Origin of the sequence: Flavihumibacter sp. UBA7668, from assembly GCF_002483205.1 — a bacterium.
Lineage (GTDB): Bacteria > Bacteroidota > Bacteroidia > Chitinophagales > Chitinophagaceae > Flavihumibacter.
The window spans coordinates 366,092-388,305 of sequence record NZ_DLHM01000005.1; the positions used below are offsets into that span (position 1 = coordinate 366,092).

The window sequence follows — 22,214 nt, forward strand, 5'->3', positions numbered from 1 at the left end:
GCCAGGGAGCTGCCCAATCTGGGCAGCTTTTTTTTACTATCCGCCCAATACCGACCGCCAATCCTCTTTGGTCATACTACTGAAAAAAGCCTTGCCGCTTTGAACAAGACCGGCAGATAGCTCTCTTTTGCTTTGCTGGAGCTGACGCATTTTTTCTTCCACTGTACCCGGACAAATCAACCGCACCGCCTGTACATTCTGGTGTTGCCCGATGCGATAGGCCCGGTCGATGGCCTGATCCTCCACAGCCGGATTCCACCAGGGATCGACCAGGTACACATAACTGGCTGCTGTCAGATTAAGTCCAACACCGCCCGCCTTCAGACTTAAAAGAAAGACCCGCACTTCCGGATCCTGCTGAAAACGATCCACCGCTGCCTGCCTGTTTTTAGTTGCACCGGTGAGTGTTTCATATACGATGCCCAGCTTATTCAATTCAATTGCAATCAGGTCGAGCATGGATACAAACTGAGAAAATATCAGGATTTTATGCCGGGGGGATTTGGTCTGCACCTGCTCGATCAGCACCTGAATTTTTGAAGACCCTTCTCCCTGCAACTGATCAGCCTGCAATAGACGTGGATCATCACAAATCTGCCGGAGCTGCGTTAAGCCGCGTAATACATGAATGGAATTGCGCAGGATATCATCTTCCAGTTTGTCTTCCAGGTAATCCCGCAGGTCTTTTTCGTAGGCATTGTACACAGCACGCTGTGCTTCTCCCATCGGGCAATACAGGATCTGTTCAATTTTATCGGGCAGTTCCTGCATCACTTCCTGCTTGGTGCGGCGAAGGAGGAAGGGTCTGATTTTCTGTTGCAGCTCTTCTGAGCGCTGGCGGTTTTCAAAGCGGTCGATGGGAGTGGAGTAGATATCCTGGAAGTATTTTTTGTTTCCCAGCAAACCCGGACAAACAACTGAAAACTGCGCATACAGATCCATGGTATTGTTTTCGAAGGGGGTACCGGTGATGGCTAAGCGATTGTTACTTTTCAGCATCTGTACCGCCTGGTAGCGTTGTGAGTCGGGGTTTTTGATCTGCTGCGATTCATCCAGTAACAGATAACTGAATTGGAACCTGCGCAGGTAAGTGATATCCGTTAAAAGCGTGCCATAAGAGGTGAGTATGATATCATATTGTTCAAATAGATCCGTGTTTTTACTGCGATTGGAACCATGCAGGGTCAGGCATTTTAGGGTTGGCGCAAACCGCTCCAGTTCCACCTGCCAGTTAAAGAGGAGAGAAGTGGGTACAATCAGCAGGTGGGTGGAGCTATAGTTTTTCTCTTTCAATAGTAATAGAAAGGCGATCACCTGCACGGTTTTGCCAAGCCCCATATCATCTGCCAGAACACCACCGAATTCATGTTCATGCAGGAAGTGCAACCAGTTCAGGCCTTCCTGTTGGTAGCGACGAAGCTCTGTTTTCAGCGTTGCCGGTACTGGGATTGGATCAATGGACCTGATATCGGTTAATCGTGACCGGTAGTTACTGATTTTTTGTAGAACTTCCTGATCCAGTTCGTCTGCTGTAAACTGGCTGCTAATAGTTTCAAACTGGGTGCCGGGAATTACGAGGTCCTCTCCCATAATGGAGGCGCCAAAGAAAAACGTTGCCATGCGTTCAATCCATTCTTCCGGCAGCAATCCCAAACTGCCATCATCCAGTTGAACATACTTGCTTTTATTGCGAATGGCTTTTTGGAGCTGTGGCAATGATGCCTGTTGATCACCGTATTTGGCATTGATCTTAACATTGAACCAGTTGAATCCGGATACAACCCGCACGGTAATGTTTCCCTTGTGTGCGCTTTTTTTATTTTCCTTCAATTGATTAAACCCAAAAATGGAAATGCCTGCAGCCCTCCATTGTGCAAAAACTTCCAGGAACCAGTCTTCATCCAGAAAGCGATCGCGGTGCAGGTAGAAATAAGGCAATTCATTTTCCAGTTGCTCCATGAAATGCGGATGTTGTTTCAGCACCATGGAGAGGAAGTTATTTTCTGCCCCATCATTACGATGCAGGGCTAGCAGTCTGCCTTTACTATCGGGCAGGTAAACCATTTTTTTACTGCGCAGGGGTACTTCCATGTTGCCATAGCGCATCATTGGTTGAATGCTTATATATTGTCCAAGATCGGACAGGTAAATTAGTTGTTCAGTTGCACCCTGCCAGCCGGAGGCTGCTAATTCAACAGGATCCGTAGGTTCAATATAGTTGCGAACAATACTTATTTTATTTTCCAGTTGCGAAAGTAAATTTTCTTCCAGACTGGCAAACTGTGATTCGTGGATTTCGAGGTGAGAACGGGTAGAAAAAAACTGCAGTAGTTTTATGATGGTTAGATTGGCGAGCAGCCAGAATTGATTGGCATGTTGTACAAACACGCCGTATTTGAGGGGTAGCTCCCTGGGGTGTAATTTTTGCTGTCCGATCCGGAGTTCCGGAATCAGCCGATAAAAGGATTCCTGCTTATAAAGCTGGAGGGTAAAATCTTCCAGGATACTGCCTACTGCTATTTCAATAAGCGAACCTGCACTCACATTTTCAGAAAATTCCGGATTGTGGTAAAAGAAATGCAATGTCAGCGGGTTCCTGATGATGAGTCGAAGCGCACGTAAATCTGCGGTTGTCAATTCCTGAATCGGGTTCAGTTGAAAACGGCTGATGGCTGCATAGAAGCGAATGGCGTCGATATTGTTACCGGATTGCAGAGAGGCATCCGTTGCACTTATCGAAGTTAACGGATTGCGGATTTTACCCGTTTTGGTAACAGGTGCATCATAAAGTTCGATACAGAGAGCTTTGTTAAAGCGGAATTGTTTCAGCACAACAATGCGATGCCGGTTACTATCCTGTGTTGGCATCGGAATATCATCAGCTGGTAATAATAAGGAAGCAAGTTCCCAGATGGAATCCATAGCGCAATATAAAATGAAATTAACAATGGGTGGGGGAAGGATAATTGCTTATTTTGACAACTCAACTGAATTTGATTTCACTTATATGAAAAAGTTTAAATACTTCCTAAGTCTTTCGTTGTCTGTATGCTCATTAAGCGGTTTTTCACAAACGGTACAGGAAAAAATTGCACGCCCCAAACTGGTGGTTGGAATAGTGGTTGATCAGATGCGCTATGATTATTTGTACCGGTATTTCGACAGGTATGAAAGCGGCGGCTTTAAGCGATTATTGAAAGAAGGATTTTCTTTTGAGAATACCTATATCAATTATATTCCAACCTATACGGCAATTGGCCATGCAACGCTTTATACCGGCAGTGTACCTGCAATTCATGGGATAGCCGGAAACGATTGGATTACGCAGGCTACGGGCGAAGAAACCTATTGTACTTCGGATGAAACGGTAACTACTGTGGGAGCTGCGAATAACAGCGGAAAAATGTCGCCACAGAATATGCTCACCAGTACCATAACAGATGAGCTGCGGCTTGCGACGAATTTCAAATCAAAAGTGATAGGCATCGCATTAAAGGATCGTTCCTCGATTCTGCCTGCCGGACATTTTGCAAATGCTGCCTATTGGTATGATGGCGAAACCGGTAGTTTTATTTCCAGTAGTTTTTATATGAAGGAACTGCCAGAATGGGTTAACAAGTTTAATGCATTAAAGCAACCGGAAAAATTGCTGCAGCAGGATTGGCATACACTATATCCTATTAATACGTACAAGCAAAGTATTGAAGACAATAATGACTATGAAAATAAATTCAGGGGTACGGATGCACCTGTTATGCCGGTGCTTACGTCCAGGCTAATGAAAGAAAACGGATTGGGATTAATTCGTTCAACGCCTTATGGAAATACTTTCACCCTAAATTTTGCCATAGAAGCCATACAGAAGGAGGCATTGGGAAAGAACCCCGCCGGTGCAACAGATTTTCTTGCACTCAGTTTATCTTCTCCTGATTATATCGGTCACCAGTTTGCCCTGAATGCGATTGAAATAGAAGATAATTATTTACGGTTGGATAAGGATTTATCGGCATTTTTCTCGTATCTCGATAAGACAATCGGAAAGGGGCAGTACACGGTTTTTCTGAGCGCAGACCATGGTGCAGCACATAATCCGCAGTTTATGCTCGATAGAAAAGCCAATGCCGGTTATTTTGATTCAAGGGCAACGCAACGGGGGCTGAATGAATTGTTGAAGAAGAAAACGGGAATTGATTCACTGGTAATCAGTTTGTCGAATTATCAGGTTCATTTTAATAAGAAACGAATTGCAGAAAAAACACTGAATGAGCAGGAGCTGATCGCGATAGCCGTTCCTTATCTGCAACAACGGGAAGGAATCTCTTTTGTAACATCGATGGAAGCTGCAGGTAATGCAGCTATTCCGCAGTTATTAAGAGAGCGGATTGTAAATGGATACAATCACAAAAGAAGTGGTTCGATCCAGTTTGTGCTGGATCCTCAATTATACAGTGGTGGACCGAGATCCAGGGGTACCACGCATGGTAACTGGCATCCTTATGATTCACATATCCCATTGGTATGGATGGGATGGGGGATTGATCCCGGATCATCCAACCGGGTGGTGCATATGACGGATGTAGCGCCAACAGTAGCTGCTTTATTGCATGTTCAGGAGCCGAATGGGAATATTGGACAACCGTTGGTTGAGATAGTCAATAAAAAATAAGATCAGGATCTTGGTTTGGATTTTTTGGAGGCCGGCTTAACGGCCTCTTTCCTTTTTACATCATTCAGGGCAAGATGTAAGATTTCCGAAGGGTCCACTTCAAACAGTTCCCCCATCAGTCTAAAATCTTTTAGTGTAAGTGTTTCTCCGGTATAGATCCTTTTCCGAAGTGTGGAATAGTTAGCATTCATGTCAACCCGCACTACCGACAAAGGAATTATCTTAAAAACTTCTTCCAGACTACTTATCCGTTTCGCTTCAATTAAAGATTTTATGGCGAAATACCTTTGATCTTTCAATTTTCTCTAAGTTTTAGAGCAGAAAGCTAAAAATCATCTACAAAATTACGCCTTATATTGTACTAAATGAATTTAAAAAGAACAATAGGGAAAATAAAATATCCTAAATGGATTATTTATTGATTTTATTTTGTAGTTTTACATTTCAGAACTGCCACCATGCCAACTGCTTTTATAAGGAGGTCCTTTCTTTTACAAACGCATCGTCAGCTTTACTTAATTCAGACGAATTGGGTCAGGAAGCCCAAGAACCCTGTGTAAGCACCGCGCCAACTTATCCGGCGGCGGGGGTTTTCTCTTGTTGTGGCCCCTTAGCCTGCCGGGTGTTTTTTTGATTTACTGCTATTAACCAAACTATTACTGCAATGAGATGCCTGCTTTTCTGCATACTGGTCGTGTTATGTCCGGTACTGAACGGCTATTGCCAAAACTCTGCTTCGATGGTACAACCGCTCACGATCGGTGATCCCATTCCTGCTCATTTACAACTCACCAATCTTGAAAATTACCCCGTTTCTACAATCCATTTATCCGAATTAAAGGGCAAGCTGATATTACTGGATTTCTGGAGTACCTGGTGTGGTTCCTGTATTGAAGCTTTTCCGAAACTGCAGCAAATTCAGCAGGAATTTGGAGACAGTATCCAGATTTTTCTGGTCAATTCCTATGCGGCTGATACGAAAGAAAAGGTAGAGAAAACCTTAGAAAAAAGAGCGTCCAAAGGAGAAGAGGTTAATCTTCCGTATAGTATTAATCAATCCCTCCTGGGAGAATACTTTCCGCATAATTCAGTGCCGCATTATGTCTGGATCAATTCGGAGAATAAAGTAGCTGCCATAACCAGGGCAGATGAAGTAACGGTGGAGAATATTCGAAAATTAAAAGAGGGTGAATCCCGTGCCCTGCATACCAAAAAAGATCTGCTCGATTTTGATAAATCCATACCCTTGGGGGTAGGGGACAATGGTACCCCAAGTTCAAATTTTCAATACCGCTCTCTCTTAACGGGTTATGTAGAAGGCATTGGGATTGGCAGATCTGGTAAGCAACTTACACCTGAAAAACTGATTACCCGAATTTTCAAATTCAATATTGCTCCCAGATTGCTTTTGCGGAGTGCGTATCCGGAGCTTTTTTCTCTACCCTCCAATCAGGTGCGATGGGATTTTTCCAGGCCGGAATTATTTGATACAGAAACCTTCGATGTAAGCTTACGCTATAAAAATGCAATATGTTATGATCTTGTATTACCTCCTTCTACTGTTGATGAAGTAAAGACTGCCATTCGAGCTGATCTGCAAAGATTCTGGGGAATACGTGTGGACAGCTCTACTCGTTTAGCTCCCTGCCTAATATTAAAAGAGGTGAAGTTGGAGGCTTCCAGTTTTGGAAGCGGAAAGACTGTTACTGAGCTTATGAAAGTACTAAGTAAGGCTCCTGAATTTGAAGGATTTAATTTGATCAATGAAACTAATTATACTGGAAATATGCAAGTAGAATTACCTGAAAATTTCCAGCAACTAACACTCAAAGATGCGCTCCGCGTGCTTCGACAACGGGGTATTCTGATTTACCAATCCAAACGGCCGCTTCTTTTTTTTACCATAACCGATAAACGCTAACTATATGAGATTTTTGTATTTTATATTCTTCTTTATGTTGTATACAAGTCCTGCTTTCTGTCAGGGCCAATTGTTACAGGGAAAGATTCAGACTGTTTCCGGTGAGCCTGTTAATAGCGCTACTGTACTGCTTAAACGTAACAGGCAATCTGTTCAGTCAGGTATCAATGGTAATTTTCGGTTGACGGGGGTACAATCTGGTGATTCAATTGAAATCAGTTATGTAGGGTACCTGAAATCCCGATTAGTTATAAAAGATCCTGCAGTTTTTTTGGCGGTCCAATTAATTGCATCAGAAAACTCGTTGGAGGAGGTGGAGGTAGTAAGTAGTGGTTATGAGGATATTCCAAAAGAACGCATCACCGGATCTTTTGTTAAACTCAATAAAGAAGCCCTGAATATGCAGGCAGGTACCAATATCCTGAAACGATTGGATGGAATTACAAGCGGATTACTGTTTGACATTGGAAAGGATAACGGAGATCAGGGAAAGCTGGGTATTAGCATCCGGGGTGTAAGTTCATTAGAAGGAGCCTTAGATCCATTGGTGGTATTGGATGGGTATATCTATGAAGGTAATATCAATAATATTAACCCCAATGATGTGGAACAGATTACCGTGCTCAAAGATGCTGCTGCAAGTTCAATCTGGGGTGCGAGAGCAGGGAATGGTGTAATCGTAATAACCACAAAAAGAGGCCGTTTCGGGCAACCTCTTCAGGTCAGTTTTAATTCTAATCTCATTCTAACGGAGAAACCTGCACTTCAAAAGCTTCCCTATATGAATTCTGCAGATTATATCAATGAAGAAGCATTTTTATTTGGTAAAGGCTATTTCAATAATATCATATCAACCAAGTATCAGCCCCTTTCACCTGCTATTGAAATTTTTGACCTAAGAAGAAGGGGGCTACTTTCAGCAGAAGATTCAGCTACACAGATTGATGCATTGAAATCTATTGATGCTCGTGATCAGTTCAATCGCTATCTGTATCGGGAAGGGGTAACGCAGCAATATGCCATCAATTTCCGAGGAGGTTCCAATGCGCATGCGTATACCTTTTCTGCCGCTTTTGATAAATCGATCAGCGATCTTCATGCTACTTCAAGAAGAATCAATCTGCAGTTTGGCAATAGTTTCCGCCCTGTTAAAAATCTGGAATTGGATTTCAATGTTTATTTAACAAATGGTAGAGATGTTTCGGGAGCGCCCGGTTATGATATGTATAAAATTGGCGGACGAACGATTCCTTATTTGCAGTTGGTCAATGCACAGGGGGAACCAATGGCTGTTGATCGCGACTACCGCAGTTCCCATACCGATACCCTTGGCGGAGGGAAATTGTTGAACTGGGATTATGTGCCACTTGAAGATTATCGCTATAACCGTACCGTTGATAACAGACAGGAATTGTTCGCCGCTGCTGGTCTCCGTTATAAATTTACCAACTGGCTGAATATCGATCTTAAATACCAATATCAGGATCAGCAATACCATAGTGAACAGCTTGCCAGGCAGGAAAGTTTTGAAGCCCGCACAATGATCAATCAGTTTACACAGGTGGATCCGCTTACGGGTGAGCTAACTAGAATTGTTCCCCTTGGTGGTATGCGAACGGTTAATTTAGGGATGGTTCGTTCGCAAACGCTTCGCTCACAATTAAATCTTCTTAAGCAATGGAAGGACCATGAAATTGCTGCAATTGCCGGAATGGAGTTTCGGGAAGCAAGGAATTCTGCTGAAGGTGGAACCCAATATGGCTATAATCCTGAACTGCTGACTACCAATCAGATGGATTATCTAAATACATATCCAACTATCTTAACTGGATCTGCTGAAGGTTTGAATGGATTGCGGTCCAACAAGGCTTCCATCAATCGATTTGTAAGTTTGTATGGCAATGCTTCCTATACTTTTCGGAACCGGTACAGTTTTTCAGCAAGCGCTCGAAAGGATGGTGCTAATGTCTTTGGTGTTAGTACCAATGATCGATGGAAACCACTCTGGTCAGTTGGTGCTGCATGGGCCATCTCGAAAGAGAATTTTTATAAATGGGATCTGTTGCCATCGCTCAAATTCCGGATGAGTTATGGGCATAGTGGTAATGTAGACCTTAGCCGTTCGGCAGTAGCATCCGGAAGATATTACAATGCATCAACCATTGGTCTCCCTTATGTTCGCATTAACACGGTAAATAATCCAAGTCTTCGATGGGAGCAGGTAGGGATGCTCAATTGGGGCCTTGATTTTGCATTTCGAAAAAACAGAATTTCCGGTTCAATTGAATATTTCATTAAAAAGGGAACAGATCTATATGGAACAGAACCCTATGATTATACAACCACCGGAATTGGTAATCAGTTAACCCGAAATATTGCCAATATAAAAGGTCAGGGATGGGATCTGAACTTAAATGCCCTCCTACTTGAGGGTCCATTCAGGTGGAACAGTAACCTTATTTTTAGCTATGTTACCAACAAAACTACCCGCTATTTTGGTCAATCAGCGGCCAGTATTGGCGCCCTATTCGGTAGAGGAACTGCGATTGCCCCATATGTAGGGAAGCCTTTGTATAGCATTGCTGCATATAAATGGGGTGGACTGGATGCCAACGGAGATCCACAAGGATATGTAAATGGAGAATTAAGTACTAATTATTTGGCAATAGCTCAGGAGGCCGGGGAAAAAGGAGTGGAAGGGAATGTGCTTTATGTTGGAACTTCAAGTCCTCCTGTATTTGGTTCCTGGATAAATAGGTTCTCCTATAAACAATTTTCATTATCCGTGAGTCTTGCCTATCGATTTGGGTATTATTTTAAAAGAAACATTTTTAACTATGGCCAGCTATTTTCCGGAACAGCTACCAATGCATATGAAAAAAGATGGCAACAGCCTGGTGATGAAAAATTTACCAACGTTCCTGCCATTAGATATCCTGTAGTAAGTAATCGGGAGAGTTTTTATAATTTTTCGGAAGTGAATATTTTGAAAGGGGACCATATCCGTCTTCAATTTATCAATCTCAGCTATACATTTGGGAGTTCTGGAAATTCGATAAAATTCCTTAAGGATGCTCAGCTATATCTTATTGCTGCTAATCTTGGAATTCTTTGGAGGTCTAATAAAGAAGGATTAGATCCTGACTATCCATTATCGCTGCCTCCTTCAAAAAACCTAACCGTTGGATTGCGGGTGAATTTTTAACCTATTCTCCATTTCAAAAAAAAACTCAATGAATAGATTATATAAATATAGTTGGCTCCTGATTCTGATACTATCTGTATCATTTTCTTTCTGTAAAAAATACCTTGATGTTAAATCTGATAAAAGTCTGGTTGTTCCAACATCCTTATATGATTTACAGGCATTGCTGGATAATGACTTAATAATGAATAATAAAGCTCCGGCTTTTTCTCAGGCCTGCGTAGATGATATATTTCTAACAACAGAAAAGTTTAATGCACAACCGGAGTTTCATCGTCAGGTTTATATCTGGCAAATACCACCTTACTCATCAGGGAATGATTGGGGGGCTGCGTACAATGCTGTTTATTATGCTAATTATTGTATGGAACAACTGGACGAAATTCCGAAAAATGGCACAACTATGAGTGAGTGGAGTAATATTAAAGGGTCGGCTCATTTTTACCGGGGATACTATTTTTTATGGCTGCTTTGGGAATATGCAAAATCCTATGATTCTGCAACCGCAGATGCAGATTTGGGGATTGTACTTCGTTTAAATTCGGATTTCAATATACCTTCAGTACGGTCATCCGTACGAGAATCATATAAGCAGGTGATTGAAGATCTTATGGAAGCCAGTTATTATCTTCCAGTTGTTTCTCTTCATCCCTCCCGGCCTTCCAAGCCTGCTGCTTATGGAGCGCTTTCAAGATGTTATTTATCTATGAATCAATACGATAGTGCATATAAATATGCCAATCTTTGTCTGGAGTTCAAATCCGATCTGTTGGATTATAACAGTACAGAGGTAAATAAAGTTTCAACTACACCCTTTCAACGATTCAATAAAGAGATTGTTTTTTATACGGCTCAGTCGGCAAATTATGCAATCAAACTATCCAGAAATTCCTTTCAGGATACGGCGTTGTATGATACTTACGCCCCGGATGATTTAAGAAAAATATGTTTCTTCTTTAAAAATGGAAATTATTACAGTTTTAAAGGGCATTATACCTCCAATCTGAATTTGTTTTTCAATGGCATATCTACTTCTGAAATATTACTAATTAGATCAGAGGCAAATGCCAGGATGGGACGTGTTTCAGAAGCTATGAATGATCTGAATCATTTATTGATACATCGTTGGGTTTCCGGCAGTTTTATTCCTCTTACAGCTGAAAGTCAGGAAGAAGCGTTGAATATTGTACTGCTTGAACGTAGGAAAGAATTGACTATGCGGGGATTGCGATGGATGGATATCAAACGACTTAATAGGCTGGGGTCAGAAATCAACCTTATAAGAATATTGGATGGTCAGGAATATAAAATGCCACCTAATGATAATCGTTTTGCTCTGCCACTTCCGGATGATGTTATTCGTTTAACAGGTATGCCGCAGAATTAACGGATGCTATAAACAGTATGAAAGAGCCTGCCCTTTTGGAACAGGCTCTTGCTGTTTAATCTTTATCCACTTTGCTAAGAATCTCTGTTGTGTTGATCACATCAGGGACATGGTCCGCTATTGATCCGCTTCCTGGAATTGCTTCCAATTCAAATGCCAATGTTCTAAGGCTTCCGCTTCCATTGGTATCATCATTATCAACTTCAATACTGCAAGCCTTATTGTCTCCATCACATGTCGGCATTTCCAATGGAGCAATTTTCCAATTGCTTTCTGTTTCGACTGATTGCAGAGAATAGTCGCCTTCTTCAGGAGGGACATAATAAAATGTGGATGTAGTTTGACGTTCCGGTTCCTTCTCCGATGGAGTAAAGGCAACCATGGTAATGGCCAGGAAGGCGGCCAATAAACCACTGAAATATTTTCTGATCATAATTTGGGATGCTTTTATAACTCAAAAAGCAACAAAAACTCTACGATTAATTAATAAATAAAAACGGACTATGATTGCAATCTGATCCCTATGATGGAGAGCCCGATAAAAAACAGGTTGAATACTACATGCTGCCGCCAACTCAAATTTTCCAAAACACCTCCGCAATTACAGGGCAGATCGGGCGAAAAAAGCAGCATCCAACCGAGATAAACGGTTACCGTTACAAGAAATACAAAGGATAACCAAAATCCACTCCTTTTTATGGCCGGAATAAGTAATAAACCGGCAATTAGTAGTTCTGACAAGGGTAGGAGAAAAGCGATTGTTTTTGCATAGGGCCTCAGCCAAACAGCCTGTTCCATCGCTGCAATAAAAACCTCCTGGTGAAGCAATTTGCTCAGCGCAGTGTATACGAATAACAGTACCAGCAGGGCACCGCTGATTTCAAGAATAATTCCCTTTTTCATATGGATAAATGTTTACGTTGTATTTATTTTTTTGTAGTTTTAATGGTATTCTTTCTCCCTTCTGCTATATACTACCCCCAATTTGAATTTTGTACTATAGAAAACGCAACTTTTTTAAAAAAAAGTTCGTTCCCGCTTATTGCACCTTATCTTATGTCGTCTGATAATTATTATACCGATACTGAATTGTTTCAGCAATTGACTGAAAATCAACAGCAGGCATTGAGCGATCTTATGAATCGTTATAAGTTCAGCCTGCTCTGTTATTTTAGAAAATTTACCGGAAAGGAAGAGTTGATTAAGGAAGCATTTTTGGATACTATGTATGCGGTGTGGGAACAGCGAATGGAAGTAGCGGAGAAAGAAGATCCTCTTAGATGGATGTTCCGGATCGCACATAATAAAGTTTGTAATAAACTACGTGCTGAAAAAAGATTCATTTTCAGTCCACTGGATTCCTTATCAATTCCACCCCATACCAAATTGAATGGTGAACTGGAATTGGAAGCAAAAGAACTGGAAAGACGCGTGGAAAAAGCCGTTGAATTATTGACACCCCATGAACAACTCGTTTTCCATCTTAGTAAACAGCAGGGCTGTTCAACCAGTGAAATTGCGGCACGACTGAATGTGTCTGAGAACACGGTTCGAAATCAACTCAGTAGTTCACTTAAGAAAATCCGTAGCTATTTAAAAGATAGTTTCTTCAACCTGTTTATCTAATCGTACAAATCAAGTAAGATGATTCACCAACCGAACTATGTTCAGGAACTCATCAAAAAATATTTCGAAGGAATAGCTTCACCTTCTGAAATTATTCAACTGAGAGCTGCCTGGAAACTATATGATGAAGAAGAACTGTTGAAGATGATGAAAGAAGCGCTGATGGAAACTGATCCGCAAATACTTGGCAAAAACCTGCGGAACTGGAATCCAACTATTGATGACGTATTTTACAAGCCAACAGCATGGTACGAATACAGCCTTCGAATCGCCGCTGTCATTCTTCTTCCACTCCTGCTGATAGCGGGATTGGGGTATTGGTATTATAACTCGCAAAACAGGGAAATAGCCTGTGAGGGAGTAGATGGAAATTCGATTTTATCAACTGCACAATTTTATTGCATAATTGAAGCTGATTATAGTAAACAACTCGAGGTGAACCGCAGTTTTACCGGCCATTCAAAAACGATCGGATCCATTGAATGGTTTCAACCAGAGGATGGCCTGCTTAAGTCAACATATATCGGCAAACCCGGCTCAGAAGAGAAACGTTCACTCCATTCCCAAATCATCCGTACAACTGCCGGACAACAATACCAGGTGGTTCTTCCGGATGGCACGCGCATTCGGTTAAATGCAACCTCACAAATTAAAATCTCTTCAGCTTTCAAAACCGACAATCGGGTGGATTTGGAAGGAGAAGCTTTTTTTGATATTCCCGGCAGCCGAACAGATTCCCTGATCATAACAACAATCCATGGAACGGTAAAAGCCCTGAATGCGCGCTTTAATTTGTCGACCGGAAAACTTCGGACCATAGTAGCATTGGAAAAAGGAGCATTACTTATGCATGGAGATACCTCCAGTCAATTGGTTAACGGTGAAAACGATGTAGTGATGCAGGCAAAAAGTATGGTGTATTTCCCCAATCAGAATATTTCACAAATACTAACCTGGCAATATGAAAAGCGGGTGTATACCGGAATTAATATGGTGCATTTTGTAGAGGAGATGGGAAGATGGTATGGACTTACCTTCGAAAATCTTAACTGTGTGCCGAATAAAAGCATAAAAACAAATATTTGCTACCAGGCCTCATTGGAAGACATGTTAGGTGTGCTGAGAAAGAATGGCCTCAATATCCGTCAGGTGGGCACAAAAATCAGTTTTTGTCCCCCTAAAGGACACCGCCATACCATCGCCTCCACCAATATTTCCATTCACCTTTCACATTTCACCTCTCACCCCTAACTTCTAACTTCCCACTTCTAACTTCTCACTTCCTATATGCTTCTTCTGTCACCGGCTCCAGCCAGATCGGCTCACCTTTTTCACGACCGGTAATTGCTATTTGCACAAAGGAGGAGTCAATGCTGGCGCCATGCCAATGGGCAATATCTGGAGGGCATTTTATGGCATCTCCCTTACGCAGCATTCTTTTCGGACCACCTTTTTCCTGGTAATAACCAACGCCTTCCAGAACAAGTATTATTTGACCCGCCGGATGTATATGCCAGTTGGTTCTTGCTCCTGGTTCAAAACTTACATTACCCACAGAATTTTTATTCAGACTGTCTGCTCCAATTAGCGGCTGCAGGTAGGCTGTACCTGTAAAATTCGAATTCGTAATTTTATTTCCTTTTGGAAATGGATTTGATGCAATTTGATCCTTTTGAGCATCCGGATTCACGTCAGTCAGATTGCAGGAATAAGCAGTCATGAGGAATGCTATGCTTAATAAAGAATTGACAATTTTCATATTCAATTAGTTGAGTTCTCTTACAATGAATTCGTTGATCTTGCTAACTGCCTGTGAAACATATTCGGGTTTCCAGTAGGTTTCAATATGCGTTGCTCCATCAATCTTAAATAGCTCTTTTTCCTTTGAATTGATGGCATTTTTAAAAGCTGCCTCCGTCATGTAATAAGTGTCTGCCTTATTCCCTGCAATCATAAGTAATGGCTGATTCAATAAATCCATATTGGAATTGGCATCAAACGTCATTAATTCCATGAGACTACTAAGGGTATATTTTGCACTGGAGTTTTTATGTGCATGTGTTTTATTATAGTAGATATAGCCTTCTCTGTACAAATCAAAAGGAAGTTTTGAAATCTGTTCTTCCGTTAATGGAACAGTGCTATTATTTGCATACAACACTTCTCCGGTTGCTGCTTCTTTTTTTCTGGCATCGGATGCCTGCTTTATTCTTTCCTGGATGGTGGAAAGTTGAGAGTCCATAAAGCCATTACGTCTTACCAGACCAGAATTAAACATGCTTAGCGTAACAACTACTTTGAACCGTTTGTCTGACTGCGCTGCTTTTAAAGAATAACCACCTCCACCACAGATTCCCAATAATGCGATCCTTGCTGTATCAACGCCTGCAAAAGTTGAAATAAAATCTGCCATAGCATGAATGTCTTCAATCCGATTAGCAGGTTTATCAGTATACCTTGGAGTACCTCCACTTCCGCCCTGGTATGCAGCATCTGCAGTAATGGTTATAAAGCCAAGTTCAGCCAGGCGCTGTGCATATAATCCTGCTACCTGTTCTTTTACCCCGCCATTTGGATGTGCAATTACAATGGTTGGATAAGATGCATTGGTATTGTATGCAGGAGGTGTGTATACATTGGCAACTATGGATAGGTCCTTTATTTTATACCTGACCGGATGGATATTCACCTTGCCTTTCTGATTTTCTTTGATGGCACCCGCATACACAAGTGAAAATGGACTCTCTACCTTAATTTTTAATACCTCGTCCAAAACAGACTGCGCTTCATCGGCAGCACTGTTTCCAACTGCGGACTGAAGTGTATGTATAAACTGCTTAAGTTGATCTGGTGTTAATCCAGTGTTCAAACAAATAGCCAGATGGCTGCGCAGCATTGGTTCAGCATTTCCGATACTGCCCAACACGGAAATAGTCACCAGCTCTCTTTCTGAAAAGGTTAATACATCCCGTTCAAAAATGTCGGCGAACAAATGTTCTTTCAGAAAGCTGTCAATAACCGGCGCAAAGGCGTTGTATCCTGTTGCGGTTGCGGATTGCTGAACTCCTGTAAGTTTCTCCAAAATAGCTTTGCCCCGCTCATATTTGTTGCTGTTATTTTTTATTGGAGAAGCTTGCGGACCTACAATATCTTTTATTTGTCTTGCTTTTCTGTCTTCCAATACCTGCATAAATGTTTGCAACCCGCGAATACTCCTGGGGAAGCCACAATAGGCATACAGATGTACCTGCGCCTCTTTAATTTGATTAATGGTTAACCCTGCATTCAATCCGTCATTCAAAGCAGACTGCAGTTTTACCAGATCGCCTTTTGCAGTTAAAGCTGCTATAGAAATCAGCTGTTGTTGCTGTGGAGTAAGATCAGTTTTCATCGTACTGTTTTTCTGTGCATATAGTGTTGCTTGTAAGCTGGTAATAAGTACCAACAGGAGCGGTAATATTTTTATTCTATGCTTCATGATTTTATTTTTCAAGTCCTTTTTCCTTTATCCAATTAAACATCAGATCAGCGATTGCTTCATTATTCAAATCTGACATAGGAAAATGCGTATTGCCTTTGATCCCAATATCGGGGAGATAAACAAGTGTTACATCACCTCCTTTTTTATTAACAGCATCCCGCCATAATTTGGCCATGGAAAGAGCAGCCCGCCATTGCTCCTGTCCCGGATTTTGAGTTGGTTCAGTAGGGATGTAGTCACCATAATAAATGATTATGGGAATTTTTGTTAACTGGAGGAAATCAGCCTCCGGAACGCCTGATGCTCTTAATACGCCCCCCAGATAAGGTATGGAGTCTGGCAGTTCCTGGTTAGGAAATACAAAACCACTGCCGGGTTCATAAGCAACGATAGCTTTGATATTCCTGTTTTTAATGGCAGTTGACCAACCCTGCCCTCCACTGTGAGAGTGTGTAACCAGAATTCCTTTTCCTATTTTGTCAAAGAGCGCTGAAACTGCTGCTATATTTACTGTTGCATCAAATGGACCTGTATTTGGAACCATCTGCCGATAAAACTGATTCAGTGCTTCCGGATCTTTTGAGAATTGTACACCCGGGTAAAATGTGGTATCAGTGCCCATACGGAAAATTCCAAACCATAATTGCTCATCTGTTGCGGCTGGAATTGTTATAGGAAGACTTCTTCGTGCAGCTCTGCCTCTTCCTGGCTGATCAAGTAGATAAACCGGAAAATTTTTTCTGAGAAAGATTGTTTGAAATCCATCTCTTCCATCAGGCGTGGTTTCCCATGTTTTAGCAGATTGTCCGTAACCATGCCAGAATACTAAGGGTAATTGCCGAGGAGTTTTAGGAATCTGATAAAAAACATAAGCATGATCTCCGTGAAGGGTTTGGCCTTCAGTTGCCTGATTTGAAGGGTTGAAGGCGCCATGGTTTACAGGGTCGAACGTACCCGCACTTTTAACAATTGTACCACCAATTGCAAAACTTCCCTGATCAGCTAAAACGATTGAATTGCCAGTAGCTTTTTGATCAGGTGGATTACAAGCGGTAATCAATAGGCACATAGTTATCCCTGCCAGTATATAAAATACGTTATGTTTCATTTGATAAATTCTTTCAGATAATGTTATTAACCAGCTTTGTATTGTCCAAGCCATTTTACAACGGAAGGATCACGATGGTCAAAAAAGTAGCTTTTATTTGTATCGAGGGTTGTAATCAAATTCATTTCTTCCTGACTTAGTTCAAAATCAAAAATGTTGAAATTTTCTTCAATCCGTTTTTTTTGAACTGATTTTGGAATGGCTATTATACTTCTTTGCGTTAGCCATCTAAGAATTACCTGTGCAATTGATTTATTGTGTTTTTTTCCAATTGACAACAATACCTCGTTACTGAATATATCATTTTTGCCTTCAGCAAATGGGCCCCAGGATTGGATTTGAACGTTGTTTTCTTTAAGGAATTGCTGCGTTTCAATTTGTTGATGGAAAGGATGCGTTTCAATTTGATTTACAGCAGGAACTACCTCATTATGAGTGATCAGATCAATTAATCTGTCGGGCTGGAAATTACTAACGCCTATAGCTCTTATTTTACCTTCCTTATACAATTCCTGCATTGCTCTCCAAGTTCCATAAACATCTCCAAATGGCTGATGAATCAGGTATAAATCAAGGTAGTCTGTCTGTAGTTTTTTGAGTGAATTTTCGAATGCTATTTTTGTTCCCTCATATCCATTCGACTGAATCCAGACTTTTGTAGTTAGAAACAACTCTTTTCTTGAAACTCCGCTTTTTTTTATTGCATTCCCTACTGCTTCTTCATTTCCGTAGGATGCGGCGGTATCTATAAGGCGATAGCCTGTATGAATGGCATCCAGTACGCTTTTTTCACATTCTGAAAGATCATTCATCTGAAACACTCCGAAACCCAAAATTGGCATCTCGACTCCATTGTTTAACTGTATATGTTGCATTGTATTATTAATTATCTAATGCAAAGGTCATAACAATTCACTAATCAGTCTGTATACCAATTATGGGTTTATCTACCAATATTGCAGATTTATTCCAGGAGAATTGTTAATGAACAATTTTGTGGGTATCTCTTACACTACTAAATGTCATCGCCAATAATTTCCATTCGCCTGCCTGTTTTTTAAATACTTCCGTTACTGTAAATTCTGTTATTGCATCTGTTCCCCTCACAACTGCAGTTAATGTTATCCGGCTCCAAACTACTGCTACATCATCAGCAATTTCAGCTATTGCATCATGCACATCGGCTTTTTTATACCAGATGCTGCCGGTTTTAATGATATCCAGTTCCTGGTCTTTTTTCCAGGTACCACTCATGTGAACAAATTTTGACTGATCATGGAAGAGTGGGGTGAGTTTCTCCACATTCTTGTCTGCCATCCATTGCCATTTATCAGCTGATAGTTTGATTAATTCCTGCTGAGAATTGTTTTGGGCTTGACAATAAGTGTTTGCAATCAATATTATTATTGTAAGAAATAGTGGTTTGTTTTTCATTTTTGTGTTTTTATTTAGATGGAGCAAATGCCCCATTTTCAATCCAGGTTATCCAGGCTTTTTTAAATGCTGCGTGACTTATTGGAGGAAGGGTTCTGCCTTCTCCGGGATTCCATCCGGCTTTTACTAACCCATCATCTGCATGTTCCAGTAATTGCTTCAGTGTTTTATTCCCGTTTGTATTGGGGTTTACCAGTTGTTTCGCCAATTCTTGCGGTGTTTTACCTTCGAAAACCATCTTCATATCTGCTGGTGGCAGGTGCCAGTCAGGGTGCCCTGGTGGCATATTCAATCCGGCCAGATTGGTGGCCTGATGACAGTTCGCACATTTCATGGTATAAATTCCTTTTCCATCTTTTCCTCTTTGAGGCAGCATGGAATGCGGATGACTGTCATCACCCTGTAAAGGAGTATCCCCGGCAGGATGACAGTTCATGCAACGCGGACTCATTAATACTTTATAAACATCCTTAAAAGCCTTTACCGATTCAATACTGTCTTTTTTTGCAGAATGGATCGTTCCTTTTGTAAAGTCCGCTTCATTTTTTAAAGCAAAGCTCATTAATGCTACGAGTGAAACGAATCCCGTTATAAGTGTCATTGATTTTTTCGGCATGGCTGTAATTTTATCCATTTTTTTGTTGAATTTCCGCAGCGAGATGGATGGCTTCCCGAATTCTCAGATAGGTTCCACAACGGCAGATATTTCCCGACATGGCAGCATCGATGTCTTTGTCAGTTGGATTTTTATTTTGATTGAGCAGTACGGCTGCCGACATAATTTGGCCGGTTTGGCAATACCCGCATTGAGCCACATCCAGTTCCAGCCAGGCTTTTTGAACCGGATGCTCACCGGTATCCGAAAGCCCTTCAATGGTAACCACTTTTTGTCCTTCAGCGCGACTAACTTTTGTTACACAGGAACGTATGGCTTCCCCGTTTAAATGCACGGTACAGGCACCACATTGTGCAAGACCACAACCGAATTTTGTACCCACCAGATCAAGGTGGTCTCTTAATACCCATAACAGCGGCGTATTGGGATCGATATCCAGCTGGTAAGGTTTGTTATTTATTGTTAAAGAAATCATGGATGAAATATGATGGTGTTTAAAAATTGGTTTAGAAAGCCCGGCGTGGGTTCAGTTGCGGGCCATAGGGCTGATCATAATACCGTTTGCCGGTAGCTTTGTATAATGCATTGGCGAGTGCTCCGAATACCGGAGGAAAAGGTGGTTCTCCCAATCCGGTTGGGTCCAAATCATTCTGTACAAAATGAACTTCTATTTTTTGAGGAGCCTCATTCATCCGGATGATTTTATAGCGATGAAAATTATTTTGTTCAGCGGCACCTTCCTTGTGTGTTAATGCACCGTACAGCGCATTGCCAATTCCATCAACAACTGCTCCCTGCACCATATTGGTAGCGGCATCCAGATTAACAACAATTCCACAGTCAACTGCACTGAAAACCTGTTCCACTACCGGTTTTCCGTCTTTTATAATAAAATCGATCACATGTGCTGCATAGGAATTGTGACAGAAATAAGCGGCTACACCCCGACTGTATTTTTTATTTTCAGCACCGTTCCAGCCCGATTTTTCTTTTACCAACTGTAATACTGAAGCGTATCTGTCCGGATTGTAATCGTTGTTTTTGCCAACCGGATTTTCTTTGGCTCTTTTCAATAACTCCAGTCTGAAATCAATCGGATCTTTACCCATTGCTTCTGCCAGTTCATCCAGAAAGGATTGTTCAGCTGCTGCATTGAAATTAGATCTTGGGGCCCTGAATGCACCGATGGTAATATTAGAAGGAATAGACCAGCCTTCCGCCAGATAATTATCGATGGCGCCTGCCGGGAAACGATTAGCATGAACAGGATGTTCCGGTATGCCGCCTCCCTTTACATGAAAACCGATCAGGTTTTTATTGGCATCGAGGGCAGCCCTGTAAGTGGCTGTATACATGGGTCGGTAGATGCCATAGGTCATATCATCCTCTCTTGAATAAATCAGCTTAATTGGTGCTTTGGTCTTTTTTGAAATCAGCGCCGCTTCTCCCAGATAATGGCCATAAGCCCTCCGGCCAAAACCTCCACCCATGCGGGTCATTTGAATTTCAATTTTTTCCGGCGGCAGTCCCAGTAATTTAGACAACATCGGCTCCGTCCAGCCGGGCGCCTGTAAGGGGCCTGCCAGCACAGCCTTGTCCTCTGTTACATGCGCGAAGAAATTCATTGGCTCCATACAATTATGCGCAAGGAACGGTGCGTTATAAGTGCGTTCTATAATTTGTGCGGCATTTTTGAATGCAGCTTCAGGATCTCCGTCTTTTCTGAGTTCCTGCGCAGGCTGACTGGCGAGTTCCTGCATTTTCTTTCGCTGGGCATCCGTGCTTTCCAATGCGCCTGGAACAATCACTTCTCTTTTACCTCCTCTGCCTCCAAAAACATCTTTTGCATCTCCCCGAGGCTCCCAGGTAACTTTTAATTTCTTCCGGGCATTCATTACCTCCCAGGTAGATTTTCCAACTACCACCAGTAAATCATTAAAGGTTCTGGTGTCAAATCCTCCCTGTTCAAAATCCTCCGGATATAATTCCTGTTTAAAAACGTCTGTTATGCCGGGCATTTTCAAGGTCTCTGACGCATCAAATGACTTTAATTTCATTCCAAACGCAGGCGGATGTTCAATCATGGCGATCAGCATGCCTTCCTGTTTGTAATCCATCCCAAAAAGCGGTTTGCCTGTTACAATTTTCTGTCCTTCTACATTCTTTTTGGAGTTACGAACAACATTGAAATTCTTTATCTCCTTAAGTTTTGCGTCTTTGGGTACCGGAATGGTGGCGGCCTTTGTGGCAAATTGTCCGTAGTTACCGCTCTTGCCAGATTTAACATGATGAATGATTCCATCTTTGGTGCTTAGTTCTTCCATTGGAACATTCCAGGTTTGTGCTGCTGCGCTCAATAACATTTGTCTGGCAGCTGCACCTGCTTCCCTAAGCGGTTTCCAATACATCCTTACCGAATTACTTCCGCCGGTAAATTGCGGACCTAATTTCATATTATCATGCGGTCCCATTTCCACAATAATGGTTTGCCAATCGGCATCCAGCTCTTCGGCAATAATCATAGGAAGGGAAGTCATTACATTCTGTCCAAATTCCGGATTTGGGTTTAAAATTTTTATTTGATTATCGGGCGTTATTTTAATATAACTGGTTAATTCGATCCATTTATCAGCCAATTCAGGATCGGTTAATTTACCTGCTTCCTTAAAAGAGGATAACCAGGTAAAGCTTAACATCAGCCCGCCTCCGGCAAGTGCGGAAGATTTTAGAAAAGAGCGCCTGTTAATGGATGATTTTGCTTGGGTCATTG

Annotated in this window: 18 protein-coding genes; 6 read left to right on the forward strand and 12 right to left on the reverse strand. The window is 41.7% G+C overall.

Features of this window, described 5'->3' with window-relative positions; all coding sequences use genetic code 11:
• Positions 1-36: 36 nt before the first annotated feature.
• On the reverse strand, positions 37-2,922 hold the full coding sequence (locus B2746_RS13650; RefSeq protein WP_290794952.1) for a DEAD/DEAH box helicase: 2,886 nt from the start codon (positions 2,920-2,922) through the stop codon (positions 37-39).
• An 85-nt stretch (positions 2,923-3,007) separates the two neighbouring features.
• On the opposite strand from B2746_RS13650, the gene pafA reads away from it, so the two are divergent.
• Positions 3,008-4,666: an alkaline phosphatase PafA gene (gene pafA, locus B2746_RS13655; RefSeq protein ID WP_290794956.1), complete on the forward strand. Its 1,659-nt coding sequence runs from the start codon at positions 3,008-3,010 to the stop codon at positions 4,664-4,666.
• Positions 4,667-4,668: 2 nt separating this feature from the next.
• On the opposite strand, the gene B2746_RS13660 is transcribed toward pafA, so the two are convergent.
• The gene (locus tag B2746_RS13660; protein ID WP_290794958.1) at positions 4,669-4,965 is read right to left on the reverse strand and encodes a hypothetical protein; all 297 of its coding nucleotides are present in this window, start codon (positions 4,963-4,965) and stop codon (positions 4,669-4,671) included.
• A 440-nt stretch (positions 4,966-5,405) separates the two neighbouring features.
• On the opposite strand from B2746_RS13660, the gene B2746_RS13665 reads away from it, so the two are divergent.
• The 3 genes from B2746_RS13665 to B2746_RS13675 are packed head-to-tail and all read left to right on the forward strand — an operon-like array spanning position 5,406 to position 11,179.
• On the forward strand, positions 5,406-6,587 hold the full coding sequence (locus tag B2746_RS13665; RefSeq protein ID WP_290794961.1) for a TlpA family protein disulfide reductase: 1,182 nt from the start codon (positions 5,406-5,408) through the stop codon (positions 6,585-6,587).
• Positions 6,588-6,621: 34 nt separating this feature from the next.
• Positions 6,622-9,792: a SusC/RagA family TonB-linked outer membrane protein gene (locus tag B2746_RS13670; protein WP_290794964.1), complete on the forward strand. Its 3,171-nt coding sequence runs from the start codon at positions 6,622-6,624 to the stop codon at positions 9,790-9,792.
• Between the two features lie 28 nt (positions 9,793-9,820).
• On the forward strand, positions 9,821-11,179 hold the full coding sequence (locus B2746_RS13675) for a RagB/SusD family nutrient uptake outer membrane protein (protein WP_290794967.1): 1,359 nt from the start codon (positions 9,821-9,823) through the stop codon (positions 11,177-11,179).
• 55 nt (positions 11,180-11,234) lie between these two features.
• On the opposite strand, the gene B2746_RS13680 is transcribed toward B2746_RS13675, so the two are convergent.
• Complete coding sequence (locus B2746_RS13680; RefSeq protein WP_290794970.1) at positions 11,235-11,612, reverse strand: hypothetical protein; 378 nt, start codon at positions 11,610-11,612, stop codon at positions 11,235-11,237.
• 68 nt (positions 11,613-11,680) lie between these two features.
• A complete protein-coding gene (locus tag B2746_RS13685; protein WP_290794972.1) occupies positions 11,681-12,082 on the reverse strand; it encodes a MauE/DoxX family redox-associated membrane protein in 402 nt (133 codons plus the stop codon).
• A 153-nt stretch (positions 12,083-12,235) separates the two neighbouring features.
• Between B2746_RS13685 and B2746_RS13690 the strand changes: the two genes are divergently transcribed.
• Together B2746_RS13690 and B2746_RS13695 are read left to right on the forward strand one after the other, a co-directional pair.
• The gene (locus B2746_RS13690) at positions 12,236-12,805 is read left to right on the forward strand and encodes an RNA polymerase sigma factor (protein WP_290794974.1); all 570 of its coding nucleotides are present in this window, start codon (positions 12,236-12,238) and stop codon (positions 12,803-12,805) included.
• A gap of 18 nt (positions 12,806-12,823) precedes the next feature.
• Positions 12,824-14,056: a FecR family protein gene (locus B2746_RS13695; protein ID WP_290794977.1), complete on the forward strand. Its 1,233-nt coding sequence runs from the start codon at positions 12,824-12,826 to the stop codon at positions 14,054-14,056.
• A gap of 25 nt (positions 14,057-14,081) precedes the next feature.
• Here the strand turns inward: B2746_RS13695 and B2746_RS13700 are convergent, their stop codons facing one another.
• The 8 genes from B2746_RS13700 to B2746_RS13735 all read right to left on the reverse strand — a co-directional run bounded on the left by B2746_RS13700 (position 14,082) and on the right by B2746_RS13735 (position 22,212).
• Positions 14,082-14,564 carry a cupin domain-containing protein gene (locus B2746_RS13700; protein ID WP_290794979.1) on the reverse strand — a complete coding sequence of 161 codons (483 nt, stop codon included), beginning with the start codon at positions 14,562-14,564 and terminating at the stop codon, positions 14,082-14,084.
• A 6-nt stretch (positions 14,565-14,570) separates the two neighbouring features.
• On the reverse strand, positions 14,571-16,283 hold the full coding sequence (locus tag B2746_RS13705) for a carboxymuconolactone decarboxylase family protein (RefSeq protein WP_290794981.1): 1,713 nt from the start codon (positions 16,281-16,283) through the stop codon (positions 14,571-14,573).
• Positions 16,284-16,287: 4 nt separating this feature from the next.
• Positions 16,288-17,394 carry an alpha/beta hydrolase gene (locus B2746_RS13710; protein WP_290794984.1) on the reverse strand — a complete coding sequence of 369 codons (1,107 nt, stop codon included), beginning with the start codon at positions 17,392-17,394 and terminating at the stop codon, positions 16,288-16,290.
• A gap of 26 nt (positions 17,395-17,420) precedes the next feature.
• Positions 17,421-18,269, reverse strand: a complete 849-nt coding sequence (locus B2746_RS13715) for an aldo/keto reductase (protein ID WP_290794986.1) — start codon at positions 18,267-18,269, stop codon at positions 17,421-17,423.
• A gap of 106 nt (positions 18,270-18,375) precedes the next feature.
• On the reverse strand, positions 18,376-18,828 hold the full coding sequence (locus tag B2746_RS13720; protein ID WP_290794989.1) for a nuclear transport factor 2 family protein: 453 nt from the start codon (positions 18,826-18,828) through the stop codon (positions 18,376-18,378).
• A gap of 10 nt (positions 18,829-18,838) precedes the next feature.
• Positions 18,839-19,462 carry a hypothetical protein gene (locus B2746_RS13725; protein WP_290794991.1) on the reverse strand — a complete coding sequence of 208 codons (624 nt, stop codon included), beginning with the start codon at positions 19,460-19,462 and terminating at the stop codon, positions 18,839-18,841.
• Positions 19,455-19,919 (reverse strand): (2Fe-2S)-binding protein, encoded by a 465-nt coding sequence (locus tag B2746_RS13730; protein ID WP_290794993.1) that lies wholly within the window; start codon positions 19,917-19,919, stop codon positions 19,455-19,457. Before B2746_RS13730 ends, B2746_RS13725 begins: the two co-directional genes overlap by 8 nt.
• A 31-nt stretch (positions 19,920-19,950) precedes the next feature.
• A complete protein-coding gene (locus B2746_RS13735; RefSeq protein ID WP_290794995.1) occupies positions 19,951-22,212 on the reverse strand; it encodes a xanthine dehydrogenase family protein molybdopterin-binding subunit in 2,262 nt (753 codons plus the stop codon).
• Between the last annotated feature and the right edge of the window lie 2 nt (positions 22,213-22,214).